The sequence below is a fragment of the Kribbella kalugense genome, from assembly GCF_004365875.1.
Classification (GTDB): domain Bacteria; phylum Actinomycetota; class Actinomycetes; order Propionibacteriales; family Kribbellaceae; genus Kribbella; species Kribbella kalugense.
The window spans coordinates 3,549,958-3,562,580 of sequence record NZ_SODF01000001.1; the positions used below are offsets into that span (position 1 = coordinate 3,549,958).

The following is a 12,623-nucleotide window of genomic DNA, read 5'->3' on the forward strand; positions in this document are numbered from 1 at the left end:
TCGGTTGCGGCTGGTCATCCCGTGTCTCCCCGAATCGGCACACGATCATCCCCGGCTCCCGTTCCGGCGATCGCGGCCGCGCCTGCGCCGTGCATGGCGGCTGGCGGCTGGCGGGTTATGTGACCGCTGGCGGGTTGTATCGCGCCATCGGTGAAACAACCCGCCATCCGCATGGAGCCGGCCATCCTGGTCCCCTCGCGTGATGGCTGGCTGCGGACGTCCACGCCATCACAATGCAGTGCTCGCGAATCGGCCAGGCGGGGCCGTGACTGGCTGGACGCCGTTGTGATGGCCTGGCGGTACGCCCACACATCGGGCAGGAGAGCCAGCTCGGGGAGGATTTTGTGCCGTTCTGGGTAGGCGGGTTCAGCCGGTGGTTGCAACACCGGGTGAACCCGCCGTGCAAAATCCTCCCCACATCGGTGGCGGCGGTCAGTCGCTCGGGGTGACGCGACCGCTGGTTGGGTCGGGGGCGCGACCGTAGGTCAGGTCGACGATGCCGTCGCGCCCCCGGCCACCGATATGGGCAGTGCCGGGGTGAGGTCCATGTGGACTTGGTAGTCGATGATTTCTGTGTCGAGGAGTTCGATGACGGTGACGCAGGGCATCGCCAAGGCTGCGCCGGTTGGGGACGCGGTGTGGATGGTGAAGCGGCAGAAGAGTTGGTCGCCGACTTCGACGACCTGGTCGATCGAGTGCCGGACCCAGGGCAGGGCGGCCGCGGCGCCGGCGGTTGCGGCCTCGATCGCGTCCCGGCCGACGAGGGTCGGCTCGTTCGCGAAGGTGTACGTCGCGTTGGCTGCGAACCACCGCGCGAACCCACCGGCGTCGCCCGCATCCACCTGGGCGCACATCGTCCGCACCATCTCCTCCCGTGCAGACGGCATACCTCAGTCCTTCTTCTGCAACTGGAGCCCGAACTCGGTCATGATCGCGCCGATCCGCGTCATGTCCCGCGGCCCCGGCGGCAGCTCGCTCAGCGCCCGGTAGTAGTTCTCTAGCCCACCCGGCGACACGACAGCGACGATGCGCGTTTCGACCTCGAACGGGTTGTGGAACATGTGCGGTACGCCGCGTGGCATCAACAGCGACGCACCGGCCTCGACGATGTACTCGTCACCGTCCAGCTCGACCCGCACCTTGCCCTTGGTGCAGATGAACAGCTCGTCCTCGCGCGTGTGGATGTGGGTCGGCGGACCGCCCAGCCCCGGCGGTACGACGTACTCGAAGAGCGAGTACGCGCCCTTGGTGTCCTCGCCGGTCAGCCGGACATGGATGCCCAGCCCGATCGCTCCGACGTTGACGCCGTCGTCAGGATGCATCACGCGGTGCTGGCTGGGTGCTTCGGTCTCGGTCATGGTCGTCCTCCGGATGGGATGAGTGAGTTCGGCTGCTCGGTGCGGACCGCGATTCGCTGGAGCAGCTGCGGTGTGAGCTTGCCGTACGCCGCCGGCGAGATCGGATTGAGCCAATGGGACGCTCGGGTCGCCTTGCTGATCTGCAGCCCGAGATCACCGAGTACTTCGTCCACGTTCTTCATCGAGAACGGGATGATCTTCGTCCCGCGGCAGTGATGCGTGTCAGTGGCAACGTCCATGAACGCGAGCTGGTCCACCACCTGCTGCCTGCGCTGCTCCACCGACGGCAGCTCGAGCGCGCCGGCCAGATCGGCGGCGATCCACAGCGCCGCCATCTCGGCGTTGAGCGGCGAGAAGAACGACGAGTTGTAGCCGTTGAAATACAGGCCCGGTACGTCGATCGGCTGGATCTGCCGATAGAGCATGAAGTTGCCGCGAGCATCGAACAACGACTCCCGCACGTCCTCGGCGAGGAACGGCGCTCCCTGAACGAACCCGGTCGCGCACACGATCAGGTCGGCCGGCAGCACGGTCCGATCGTCCAGCTCTGCGCTCGGCTGTCCGTCGATCACCAGGAGTCGCCGGATAGTCATGTCACGGTGTACGGCGATATTGCCGGCCGCGACGCCTTCAAAGAACCCCTCGGTCGCCAGCCCGATCGCGCCTTTGACGATGTCCTCCATCTGGCCCGTCGGAACCAGACCTGCCTCCGCCAGCTTGAATTGGCGAACCGACACCGAGCCGATGGAATTCAGCATCGAGCGCCGCATACCGTTGCCCGGACCATGGAGGAACTTCTCCAGGCCTCGCAACCGCAGATACTTGAACAGCGCCTCGCCCAACCTGGTCAGCAACAGCATCTTGAAGTTCAGTACGCCGCCGACCTTGCGCGGGACCTTCCACAGCAACTGCCGCGCGATCACATCGGTGCTGGCGGCAACCGCACTGATCGGGACCGTCACGTCGCAGGCGGACTTCCCGTAGCCGACCACCAGAACATGCTTGCCGCGAGCATCTTCGGCGTCATGGAACTCCGTTGCTGCCAGCACCTTTCCGCCAGCCGCGGCATAGTCCACCGAGCCGTCAAACGAAGGCACGGCCGGCTCACAGAAGACGCCGTTGGCAACAACCACCCGATCAAAGCGAGAACCGGCGTTGACCACCCACCCGTCACCCGCCCGAGTCACGCTGGTGATGGGTGTAGACAACCGCAGCAGCGGATCCAGCCCAGACGCCGTCGCGTAAGACGCGAGATACTCCTGCACCTGAGCCCCAGTCGGCCACTCCGGAAACCCCTTGGGCATCGGGAAGTCCGAGAACGAGTACTGCGCCGAGGGGCTCTGCGTCGTCAGCCCGGGGTACCGGCGGGTGCGGCTCCACACTCCGCCGACATCAGGCGCCTTGTCGAAGATCTCGACTTCGTGGCCGCCCTGCACCAGCACCTTCGCCGTCGTCAGGCCGGCCACGCCGGCCCCGATGATCGCGATCCTCACAGTTGGACCTCCCTGTGTCGTGGCTCACAGCGTGCTGCGTCCGCCGGACCTCCGACAACCTTCGGTCCCACTGAGCGGGACCCCAGACCGTCAACGGCGCTGCGAGTACGCCCGCGAGGCGGCGGAGGCGGCCAGACAGACCGCCGGAGCCATCCGGTTCACTCGCACACCGGCCACCGGCCCGGTCACCGAGACCGCCGCGACGACCACGTTGAGTGGCCCGAAGATCGGAGCGGCGACGCAACCGACGCCCACGTTGCCCTCTTCCCGCTCGGCAGCAAAGCCTTGATCCGGTACTGCGGCCAGCAGTCGTCGCAGCGCATCCGGCGAGGTCGTCGTCCGCGGCGTTCGAGGCTCCAGACCAGCAGCCAGTACCGCGTCCACGGTCTCGGCCGGCGAGAAGGCGAGGATCGCGCGGCCGAGCGCCGAACAGTGCGCGGGGATGCGGCCGCCGACCTGCGACAGCATCGGCATCCGCCGGTGCCCGGTGATCTTGTCGACGACCAGCACGTTCGCGCCGTCGAGTACGCCGAGTTGCACGGTCGTCCGCGTGGCGGCGTACAAGTCCTGCAGGAACGGGAGGACCGCCTCGCGCAGCTCGTGCCGGACCGGGGCGAGTCCGGAAACCTCGAACAGCTTGTTCCCGATCCGGTACCGCTCCCCTGGTTTGTCCAGCCAGCCGAGCCGGATCATCGTCGTCGCGGTCCGGTGCACCGTGGACCGCGGCAGCGCACTGCGGCGTACCAGCTCGGCCAACGTCAGCTCGCGATGAGTGGCATCGAAGGCGTCCAGGATCGCCGCGGCGCGATCCAGCCCGCCGGCACCCGAGTCCCGCTCAGCGGGACTGATCGTTGGTGGCGTCATGACTTCCCCTCACGCTGGGCGACATACGTTACAACCGCAGCCGGGAGGTCGTCATCAACGCACACACCGCACTCGTCGGTGGTGGGGCCGCCGGGATCGGACGCGCCGCCGCCGAAGCGCTCGTGGCCGACGGTCACCGGGTGACGATCGTCGGACGGACCGCCGAAACCCTCGAACTGGCAGCGAAAGAGCTGTCGGCCGAGGCGATCGTCGCCGACCTCGCGGACCCAGCGGCCGGTCTGGGCGTCACGCAGTACGACGTACTGGTCCTCAACGCCGGCGGTCCACCGCCCGGCCGGATCCTGGACGTCCAAGACTCTCAATGGCACGCAGCGTTGGAGCTGCTCCTACTGGGCCCGCTGAGGCTGGCCCGGGAAGCGCTCCCCGCGATGGCCGAGCGCGGCTTCGGCCGGATCATCCTGGTCACCTCGACAGCGGTCCGCCAGCCCCAGGACGAGCTCGCGATCTCGACGGTACTGCGGGCCGCGACGACCAGCGCCGCCAAGCTGATGTCCCGCGAGTACGCCGATCGTGGCGTGACCGTCAACTGCGTCGCGCCGGGTGCCACCGACACCGCCCGCCGTCAGCAGATCCTTGAGGCCCGCGGTGACAAAAGCGGTGCGGCCGACAACGCGGCCACTCCGGCCGGGCGTCCGGCCCGACCGAGCGAGGTCGGCGAGGTCATCGGCTTCCTGGCCTCGGACCGGGCATCCTTCGTGAACGGCACAGTCGTGACCGTAGACGGCGGACGGACGGAAACCCCATGACCGACTTTCAGCTCAACAGCTTCCTGGCCGGCATCACCGACCGAGTGCTCCCCAGCGAGGCTCGGCCCCTGGTCGTCCAGGCGGACGAACTCGTGCCGTTGCCGGCGGCCGCAGTACACAACCCCTCGGAGCTGGCGATCGCGGGTCGGCTGCCGACATTCGGGTTCGAGATCTTCCACCAGGTGATCCCGGCCGGGCTCAGCTCCGACATGCAACGTCATCACCACGAGACGGTCCACTACGTCATCAGCGGGCGCGGTCACAGCGAGGTCGAGGACGAGACCGTCGAGTGGACGACGGGCGCGTGCATCTACACGCCGCCGTGGACCTGGCACCGGCACTACAACGACGACCCGGCCGAGCCGGTCGTCTTCCTGACCATCGAAGGCTCGCGACTGGTCGCCGCGCTCGGGCTGACCCGCCGGCAGAGCGCCGGCCTGACAACGGTCGCCGAGGCCCGCGAAGCCTTCCCTGATTGACAAACGCGAGGAGCAGACGGTGGCACACACCAGCATCTGGGCAGAGATCAGCAGTACTCCGCACGAACTTCGGTACGTCGATGTTGCCGGAGTCGCCACGCGGGTACTCCGAGCCGGAAGCGGGCCGGATCTGGTGCTGCTGCACGGCACAGGCGGGCACCTGGAGGCGTACGCGCGCAACATCGCGCCGCTGGCAGCCCACTTCACTGTCACGGCGTACGACATGGTCGGCCACGGCTGGAGCGACCTGCCGGACAAGCCGTACACGATCGACGTACTCGCGGACCATCTCGTCAAGCTCCTCGACGTACTCGGGATCGAGAGCGCGCACCTGTCGGGCGAGTCGCTCGGCGGCTGGGTCGCCGCCTGGACCGCCGCCCACTATCCGGACCGCGTCGACGGCCTCGTCCTCAACACCCCGGGCAACATCGCCAACAAACCCGAGGTGATGGAGCGGCTCAAGGCCAGCACCCTCGCCGCCGTGACCGACCCGACCGACGAAACGGTACGACGCCGTGTCGAGTGGCTCTTCCACGACAAGACTCAGGTGACGGACGAACTGGTCCGACTCCGCCAAGCCGTCTACACCCGCCCCGGCTACCTGCGAGCCATCGAGAACACGTTGGTCCTGCAGGATCCCGCCGTACGCCGTGACTACGCGTGGGACCCGTCGTGGGTAGGACTCATTTCGGCCCCGACCCTGCTGCTCTGGACGAGCCACGATCCCACCGGCGGACTCGACGAGGCCGAGTTGCTGCAGACCTGGATCCCGCGGTCGCGGCTGCAGGTCATCGACGACGCCGGCCATTGGCCGCAGTGGGAGAAGCCCGACGAGTTCCTGACCGCACACGTCGAGTTCCTTCGTTCGTTGACGAGTGGGGCTGTCGGATGAGCGAGGTGCTTGGCTTCGTGGGGATCTCGCACTCGCCGTTCGCGACCCTGCTCGCGCCACCAAACGCCGGCGAACCAGGCGCGCAGTTCCTGTCCGACGCGGATCGCGTCGCCAAGGCCGTTGCCGAACTGGCGCCGGACGCCGTCGTGGTGATCGGACCGGATCATTTCCACGCCAACTTCTACGACGTGATGCCGCCGTTCGTGGTCGGCGTCGAGAACGCGGTCGGGTTCGGCGACTTCGGCAGCAGCACCGGACCATTGCCTGTGCAAACCAATCTGGCCTGGGACATCTTCGACGGTCTCGGTGGGTCAGGCTTCGACCCGGCGCTGTCCTACTCGCTCACGGTCGACCACGGCATCGTGCAGGGCTACGAGATGGCGACCGGCGGGCAGAACATCCCGATGGTGCCGATCGTGCTCAACACCGCCGCTCCTCCCCTGCCCTCGTTGGGCCGCTGCCGCGACCTCGGCCGCCGGCTAGGCGAGGTACTGCGCGCATCGCCGTACGACGGACAGGTCCTGGTCGTCGCCAGTGGTGGGCTGTCGCATTGGCTGCCGTCGAACGATCCGCGCGACCCGTCGTTGCCTGAGCCCAAGCGTTCGTCGCTGATCCACGGCCGGCTGGACGCGGCCGCGTTCTCCGCCGAACGCGAACCCCGGGTCCGTGCGATGGGCGGCAACCCCGCGGCCCGGGTGAACCGGGAATGGGACAGCTGGTTCCTCGAGACCTTGCGGACGCCGGACCTCGAGCCGGTCGTTGCCATCGGCCACGAAGGGCTGGAGGAGAACGCGGGCAGCGGTGGGCACGAGATCCGCTGCTGGCTGGTCGGTCATGCCGCCGTCGGTCTGCCGCTGGCCTGGACCAGCTACGAGGCCGTCCCGGAGTGGATCACCGGCATGGGTATCGGCACCACCTTCGAGATTGGTTAGGACGAAGCTGATGAATTACTTGGACGTTGCCGACGCGCTCGCGCAGGCGGAGCGCGATCGCCACCCGATCCCGCCGATTCGCGAGACGTGGCCGGAGCTGACTGTTGCCGACAGCTACCAAATTCAGTTGCTCAATGTCCGCGGCCGACCGGTCAGCGGACACAAGGTCGGACTCTCCTCGAAGGCCATGCAGCGAATGCTCGGCGTCGACGAGCCCGACTACGGTCATCTGCTCGCCGAGATGGAGCTGTTCTCCGACCGTCCCGTTCCCGCGGCCCGGTACTGCGCTCCGCGGATCGAGGCCGAGGTCGCGTTCGTACTCGGCCGGTCATTGCCAGCTTCTTGCACCGAGGAGAACGTGCTCGCCGCCACCGAGTACGTCGTACCGGCGCTCGAGGTGATCGACAGCCGGATCGCCGGCTGGGACATCACGATCATCGACACCGTAGCCGACAACGCGTCGTCGGCCGGCTACGTACTCGGCGCGGATCGGGCGAAACCGGACGAGCTCGACCTCCTAGGGATCGAGGTCCGGCTGTCTTGCAACGGCGAAGAAGTGGCCGAGGGGCGGTCCGATGCGGTGCTGGGGAACCCGGCGACGGCCGTTGCCTGGCTGGCCAACAAGGTGGCCGCCTTCGGGGTCACGCTCGAGGCCGGACACGTGATCCTGCCGGGTGCGGTGCATCGCGCGGTCGACGTACAGGGTGGGGATTCCTTCGAAGCAGTCTTCGACGGACTCGGCCGCGTGTCGATGGATTTCTCGTGTTGACCGCCGCGATCGTTGGGCCGGGCAACATTGGCACCGACCTGATGTACAAGCTGCTCCGCAGCGACGTGATCGAGCCGCGCTGGATGATCGGCGTCGATCCGGCTAGCCCAGGACTCGCCCGCGCCCGGGACAACGGCCTCGAGGCCAGTCACGAAGGCGTCGAATGGCTGCTCAGCCAGGACGAACTGCCCGATGTCGTCTTCGAGGCGACCAGCGCGTACGTCCACCGACGGTACGCACCTCGCTATGCCGAGGCCGGCATCAGGGCGGTCGATCTCACGCCGGCCGCGGTCGGACCCGCGTGCATCCCGGCAGTCAACGGCGACACTCATTCCACCGCTCCGAACGTCAACATGGTCACTTGCGGTGGACAGGCAACAATCCCGATGGTTGCCGCGGTCTCCCGAGTCGCGCCGGTCCCGTACGCCGAGATCGTTGCCTCGGTCGCCTCATTGAGCGCAGGCCCCGGCACCCGGCAGAACATCGACGAATTCACCCGCACCACAGCCCGGGCGGTGGAGACGATCGGCGGCGCCGAACGTGGGAAGGCGATCATCATCCTCAACCCCGCTGACCCGCCACTCATCATGCGGGACACGGTCTTCTGCGCGGTCGCTCCGGACGCGGACCGCGATGCGATCACCGCCTCCGTCTACGAGATGGAGACCGCCGTACAGAAGTATGTGCCCGGTTACCGCCTGCTGCAGGAGCCGCAGTACGACGACACGAAGGTCAGCATTCTCCTGGAGGTCGAGGGAGCCGGCGACTTCCTCCCGGCGTACTCGGGCAACCTCGACATCATGACGGCCGCCGCGACTCGGGCCGGCGAAGGGATGGTGCTCTGATGCTCAACCGCACCTGGCGGCAGACCGATCCGGCGGGCGATCTCGACATCCGCCTCACCGACACGTGTTTACGCGACGGATCGCATCACAAGCGGCACCAGTTCAGGGCGGACGACGTACGGGCGATCGTTGCCGCGCTCGACGACGCCGGCGTACCGGTGTTGGAAGTGAGTCATGGCGACGGATTGGGCGGATCGTCGTTCAACTACGGCTTCAGCCTGACTCCGGAGCAGGACCTGATCAAGATCGCCGCGGACACGGCACGGCAGGCGAAGATCGCGTTCCTGCTGTTGCCTGGCGTCGGCACCAAGGACGACATCCGGCGGGCGCGCGACAACGGCGGCTCGATCTGCCGGATCGCGACCCACTGCACCGAGGCCGACGTCGCCGAGCAACACTTCGGCCTGGCGCGCGAGCTGGGACTCGAAACCGTCGGCTTCCTGATGATGAGCCACACCCAGACTCCCGACGTACTCGCTAGGCAGGCCCGGATCATGGTCGACGCCGGCTGCCAATGCGTGTACGTCGTCGACTCGGCCGGCGCGCTGATCCTGGACGGCGTCTCGGATCGGGTCGCCGCGATCGTGGCGGAGATTGGCGACGACGCGACCGTCGGCTTCCACGGTCACGAGAACCTCGACCTCGGCTGCGCCAACACGGTACTCGCGGTGCGCGCCGGGGCGACCCAGATCGATGGTTCCGTACGCCGGTTCGGTGCCGGGGCGGGTAACACGCCGCTGGACGCGTTCGTCGGCGTCAGCGACAAGCTCGGCTGGAAGACCGGCGTCGACTTCCTCAAGATCATCGACGCCTCCGAGGACGTCGTCCGGCCCGTCATGGGCGAGGAATGTCGCCTGGACCGGATGACGATGATGATGGGCTACGCCGGCGTCTACTCCAGCTTCCTCAAGCACGCCCAAACAGCCGCCGAACGCTACGGCGTCTCCGGCCCCCAACTCCTGGCCGAAGCCGGCCGCCGCCACCTGATCGGCGGCCAGGAAGACCAACTGATCGACATAGCCCTCAAGCTGAAAACCTGATGAGAAAGCAGCTGGGAGTTCTCCCAGTTTGTTGCGTAGCGCTGGCTGGCCCGTACTCTGTGGTTCGTGACCGGAGTGCGGTACCAGTCAGCGCGAGGCCGCCTCGTGCGCCTGGTCGGTGCGCTCCTCACGGCCGCGGTCGTCGTGCTCGGTCCACACTGCGCCGAAGCACAGGCAGCCTCGATCCCGCCACCGCAGGACGCCGTCGCGGCGTCGACCGAGGTGCGGATCGCTTCACCTGACAGCAGCGGCGACGTCGACCTGTTCACGGTCTGTCTGTCCTTCGTGATAGCGATCGTGCTGTCGACCCTCGCTGTAGTCATGCTCAGGCTCGTCAGAACCCCCACCCGGGCAACCGGCTGGACTCTGAAGTGGACTCCGCCGGCACCCGTGTGGTTGCCGCAGTTGAAGCCTGACGCTCTCGGTATCTCGCGGACGTAGGACAAACACCTCACCCTCAGCCGTCGGCCCTCGTGGTCGACGGTGACGCCGTCGTTCAACCGTGCCTGCACCAACGACCGGAAGCCCGATCGCCGTCGTCGGCCTGGTCGCACTGGTGGTCGCCATCGAACTGCAGGTCCGGATCATCGAGGAGCCACACCTGATCAAGTTGCATGGGGCAACTTATCTCGACTACTCAACCCGCGTCGGCCGCTTCCTCCCAGGCATCGGCCGCCTGAACGAACAGACGATCGGACCATGACCAAGAACCTCAAACTCTCCCTGCTGGCGGTGCTGATCTTCCTCGGCGTCTTCGGCGCGATGGTTGCCATCAACGCCACCACGGCCGGCCGTGACGCCACCGACACCGCAGCCACTACCTCTGTCTCGGCATCGACCTCGACACCGGTGACGCGAGCCAACAGTCATCGGCTGTCCACGGCCGCGGACGGCAAGGTCACCTTCGTCGAGTTCCTCGACTTCGAGTGCGAAGCCTGCCGCGCCGCCTTCCCGGTGATCGAGCAACTCCGCAAGGAGTACGCCGGCCGGGTGACCTTCGTGGTGCGCTACTTCCCGATCCAGAGTCACTTCAACGCCGAGCGGGCCGCGCGTGCCGTGGAAGCCGCGTCGAAGCAGGGTGGGTTCGAAGCCATGTACCAGAAGATGTACGCCACCCAAGAGGACTGGGGCGAGGGCAAGACACCTGCCGACGACACTTTCCGCGGCTTCGCACGCGAACTCGGCCTGGACCTCGCGGCCTACGACAAGGCGTACGTCGACCCGGCAACCCTGCAACGAGTTGACGAAGATGTTGCCGACGGCACCGCTCTCGGGGTCGAGGGAACTCCCACCTTCTTCCTGAACGGCCAGAAGCTGACACCTGAGTCCGCCGACGACCTGAGGAAGGCGCTCGATGACGCACTCGACGGCTGACGTCACGTCCGCCCCGATCGCGTCGTCGACGGATCGCGCCGGGCTGCCCGAGCGCGGTCTGGCGTGGCTTCTCCTCGTCGGCGGGTCGATCGGCTTCGTCGCCGCGTTCGTCTTGACGGTCGAGAGATACAAGCTGCTCAGCAATCCGCTCTACGTACCCAGCTGCAGCATCAACTCGGTACTGTCGTGCAGCTCGGTCATGACCTCGTCCCAGGCAACCGCCTTCGGCTTCCCGAACCCGCTGCTGGGGATCGCCGGCTTCGCGGTCGTCGCGACGATCGGCGTCGTACTCCTCACCGGAGCGCAGCTCCCCCGCTGGTTCGGGCTCGGGCTCCAGCTCGGCGCCACGCTAGCGGTGATCTTCGTCCACTGGCTCATGTACCAGAGCATCTACAGGATCGGTGCGCTGTGCCCGTACTGCATGGTCGTCTGGGCCGTCACGATCCCGATCTTCTGGTACACCACCTTGCACAACCTGATACAGACCAAGACATCATTGCCCCGACAAGTGAGAGGCGTCGTCGGTGTGCTCGCGCAGTACCACGGCGTCGTGGTGACCGCATGGATCCTGTTCATCGGCAGTGTCGTCATCACGCGCTTCTGGCTCAGTAACGGCTGACAGAGCGGACCACCACTCCACCAAGGACTGCGGCGACCGCTAGGACGACGGCAAAGGCTGTGGCTCCGGCAGAGAGACCGATTGCGTTGATGACGTAGCCGGTCGCGACCGGGAGGGCGCCGGCCGGGATGTAGCCGCCGATGTTCATCAGCGAGTTGGCCTCGGCTCGGCGGTTGGCGGAGACGTGGGTGCCGATCAGGGTCAGTCCACCCAGCTGGCCAAGGCCCTGCCCGACACCCGCGAGTACTGCGGCAAGGACGACCAGCGCGGCTGTTGCGGTCTGCACCGCCGTCATCAGAACGGCCATCGCCAGGAGAGTGGACAGCGAGCCGAGGAGGAGGATCGACCGGACCTGCAAGCGGGCGACCGCGAACTGGCAACCGGTCGCGGCCAGGAACATCACGCACGCAGTACCTCCCGCGATCAACGGGCTGTTGACGTCGAGCAACTTGGACAGCAGCGACGGGCCCAGGGACAGGACGAACGAAGTCCCGGTGATCCCCGGCGCGAACACCGCAACCCCGAACAGAATGTGCCGGCGCGGCAGCGGCTCCAGCTTTCGAGCGGATGTACGGCGCTGCGGCCGAGGAATTCGCAGTACGCAAGCGACGGCCAACGCGACGACAAGCATCACCAGCTCCACCGTGAAGATGGGCACGATCGGGGCCGACGTCCACTGGGCGAGCGAACCCGCCAGCAGCGGACCCAGGCCGGCACCCAGCACCATCGACACCGAGGCGATCAGCGATGCCTGGCGATGGCGTTCCGGTCCGCCGAGGTCGACCACTGCCGCCATACCCGCCGAGACCACAACGCCGACCGCGATCCCCGTCAGCAGACGTGCGAGGAGTAGGACGCCGACGCTGGATGCGTTCAGGAACAACAGGCACGCCACGATAGCGATCGCGACACCTGGGATCAGGACCGGCTTGCGGCCGATGCGGTCGGCGAGCTGTCCCGACACGACCAGGCTGAGCAGAAGGCCGAGGATGTACGTCGCGAAGATGACCGTCAGCGTGCCCGCGGAGAAGCCGATTTCCCTTTGCCAGCGGACGTACAGCGGTGTCGGCGAGTTCGACAACGCGAACACCGCGGTCACGATCCAGGCCGCCGACACCATCGGGCCGACACGTCGTCGCTGCTCCAGGTCGAGCTGCACCTGACACCTCCGGGCTTAGTACGAGTTTTCTC

The 12,623-nt window shown here is 67.0% G+C and carries 16 protein-coding genes; 11 read left to right on the forward strand and 5 right to left on the reverse strand.

What is annotated here, in order from left to right; all coding sequences use genetic code 11:
• Window positions 1-485: 485 nt before the first annotated feature.
• The 4 genes from EV650_RS16555 to EV650_RS16570 all read right to left on the reverse strand — a co-directional run bounded on the left by EV650_RS16555 (window position 486) and on the right by EV650_RS16570 (window position 3,715).
• Window positions 486-887, reverse strand: coding sequence for a nuclear transport factor 2 family protein (locus tag EV650_RS16555; protein ID WP_134119635.1), 402 nt, complete (start codon window positions 885-887; stop codon window positions 486-488).
• Between the two features lie 3 nt (window positions 888-890).
• A complete protein-coding gene (locus EV650_RS16560) occupies window positions 891-1,358 on the reverse strand; it encodes a cupin domain-containing protein (RefSeq protein ID WP_134119636.1) in 468 nt (155 codons plus the stop codon).
• Window positions 1,355-2,851, reverse strand: a complete 1,497-nt coding sequence (locus tag EV650_RS16565; RefSeq protein ID WP_134119637.1) for a flavin-containing monooxygenase — start codon at window positions 2,849-2,851, stop codon at window positions 1,355-1,357. The genes EV650_RS16560 and EV650_RS16565 overlap by 4 nt, the downstream gene beginning before the upstream one ends.
• A gap of 90 nt (window positions 2,852-2,941) precedes the next feature.
• Window positions 2,942-3,715, reverse strand: coding sequence for an IclR family transcriptional regulator (locus EV650_RS16570; RefSeq protein ID WP_134119638.1), 774 nt, complete (start codon window positions 3,713-3,715; stop codon window positions 2,942-2,944).
• A gap of 53 nt (window positions 3,716-3,768) precedes the next feature.
• Here EV650_RS16570 and EV650_RS16575 point away from each other — a divergent pair, with 53 nt between their 5' ends.
• The 11 genes from EV650_RS16575 (at window position 3,769) to EV650_RS16625 (ending at window position 11,432) form a co-directional block, all read left to right on the forward strand.
• Window positions 3,769-4,482 carry an SDR family oxidoreductase gene (locus EV650_RS16575; protein ID WP_134119639.1) on the forward strand — a complete coding sequence of 238 codons (714 nt, stop codon included), beginning with the start codon at window positions 3,769-3,771 and terminating at the stop codon, window positions 4,480-4,482.
• Complete coding sequence (locus EV650_RS16580) at window positions 4,479-4,961, forward strand: cupin domain-containing protein (RefSeq protein ID WP_134119640.1); 483 nt, start codon at window positions 4,479-4,481, stop codon at window positions 4,959-4,961. Before EV650_RS16575 ends, EV650_RS16580 begins: the two co-directional genes overlap by 4 nt.
• A 19-nt stretch (window positions 4,962-4,980) precedes the next feature.
• On the forward strand, window positions 4,981-5,853 hold the full coding sequence (locus tag EV650_RS16585) for an alpha/beta fold hydrolase (protein WP_134119641.1): 873 nt from the start codon (window positions 4,981-4,983) through the stop codon (window positions 5,851-5,853).
• Complete coding sequence (locus tag EV650_RS16590; protein ID WP_134119642.1) at window positions 5,850-6,785, forward strand: DODA-type extradiol aromatic ring-opening family dioxygenase; 936 nt, start codon at window positions 5,850-5,852, stop codon at window positions 6,783-6,785. Before EV650_RS16585 ends, EV650_RS16590 begins: the two co-directional genes overlap by 4 nt.
• Before the next feature lie 10 nt (window positions 6,786-6,795).
• A complete protein-coding gene (locus tag EV650_RS16595; protein ID WP_202874558.1) occupies window positions 6,796-7,554 on the forward strand; it encodes a 2-keto-4-pentenoate hydratase in 759 nt (252 codons plus the stop codon).
• Complete coding sequence (locus EV650_RS16600; RefSeq protein ID WP_255512059.1) at window positions 7,548-8,399, forward strand: acetaldehyde dehydrogenase (acetylating); 852 nt, start codon at window positions 7,548-7,550, stop codon at window positions 8,397-8,399. Before EV650_RS16595 ends, EV650_RS16600 begins: the two co-directional genes overlap by 7 nt.
• Window positions 8,399-9,439 (forward strand): 4-hydroxy-2-oxovalerate aldolase, encoded by a 1,041-nt coding sequence (dmpG, locus tag EV650_RS16605; RefSeq protein WP_134119644.1) that lies wholly within the window; start codon window positions 8,399-8,401, stop codon window positions 9,437-9,439. The genes EV650_RS16600 and dmpG overlap by 1 nt, the downstream gene beginning before the upstream one ends.
• A 66-nt stretch (window positions 9,440-9,505) precedes the next feature.
• Window positions 9,506-9,880, forward strand: a complete 375-nt coding sequence (locus tag EV650_RS16610) for a hypothetical protein (protein WP_134119645.1) — start codon at window positions 9,506-9,508, stop codon at window positions 9,878-9,880.
• Window positions 9,881-9,941: 61 nt separating this feature from the next.
• The gene (locus tag EV650_RS16615; RefSeq protein ID WP_134119646.1) at window positions 9,942-10,142 is read left to right on the forward strand and encodes a hypothetical protein; all 201 of its coding nucleotides are present in this window, start codon (window positions 9,942-9,944) and stop codon (window positions 10,140-10,142) included.
• Window positions 10,139-10,813, forward strand: a complete 675-nt coding sequence (locus EV650_RS16620; RefSeq protein ID WP_134119647.1) for a DsbA family protein — start codon at window positions 10,139-10,141, stop codon at window positions 10,811-10,813. The genes EV650_RS16615 and EV650_RS16620 overlap by 4 nt, the downstream gene beginning before the upstream one ends.
• Window positions 10,794-11,432 carry a vitamin K epoxide reductase family protein gene (locus EV650_RS16625; protein WP_134119648.1) on the forward strand — a complete coding sequence of 213 codons (639 nt, stop codon included), beginning with the start codon at window positions 10,794-10,796 and terminating at the stop codon, window positions 11,430-11,432. Before EV650_RS16620 ends, EV650_RS16625 begins: the two co-directional genes overlap by 20 nt.
• On the opposite strand, the gene EV650_RS16630 is transcribed toward EV650_RS16625, so the two are convergent.
• Window positions 11,419-12,591, reverse strand: a complete 1,173-nt coding sequence (locus EV650_RS16630; RefSeq protein ID WP_238174230.1) for an MFS transporter — start codon at window positions 12,589-12,591, stop codon at window positions 11,419-11,421. The genes EV650_RS16625 and EV650_RS16630 overlap by 14 nt on opposite strands.
• Window positions 12,592-12,623: the final 32 nt, after the last annotated feature.

Coding starts and splice junctions, on each gene's coding strand:
- EV650_RS16560 (WP_134119636.1), bottom strand. CDS start 1,358: ATGACCGAGACCGAAGCACCCAGCCAGCACCGCGTGATGCATCCTGAC.
- EV650_RS16595 (WP_202874558.1), top strand. CDS start 6,796: ATGAATTACTTGGACGTTGCCGACGCGCTCGCGCAGGCGGAGCGCGAT.
- EV650_RS16570 (WP_134119638.1), bottom strand. CDS start 3,715: ATGACGCCACCAACGATCAGTCCCGCTGAGCGGGACTCGGGTGCCGGC.
- EV650_RS16580 (WP_134119640.1), top strand. CDS start 4,479: ATGACCGACTTTCAGCTCAACAGCTTCCTGGCCGGCATCACCGACCGA.
- EV650_RS16590 (WP_134119642.1), top strand. CDS start 5,850: ATGAGCGAGGTGCTTGGCTTCGTGGGGATCTCGCACTCGCCGTTCGCG.
- EV650_RS16555 (WP_134119635.1), bottom strand. CDS start 887: ATGCCGTCTGCACGGGAGGAGATGGTGCGGACGATGTGCGCCCAGGTG.
- EV650_RS16625 (WP_134119648.1), top strand. CDS start 10,794: ATGACGCACTCGACGGCTGACGTCACGTCCGCCCCGATCGCGTCGTCG.
- dmpG (WP_134119644.1), top strand. CDS start 8,399: ATGCTCAACCGCACCTGGCGGCAGACCGATCCGGCGGGCGATCTCGAC.
- EV650_RS16620 (WP_134119647.1), top strand. CDS start 10,139: ATGACCAAGAACCTCAAACTCTCCCTGCTGGCGGTGCTGATCTTCCTC.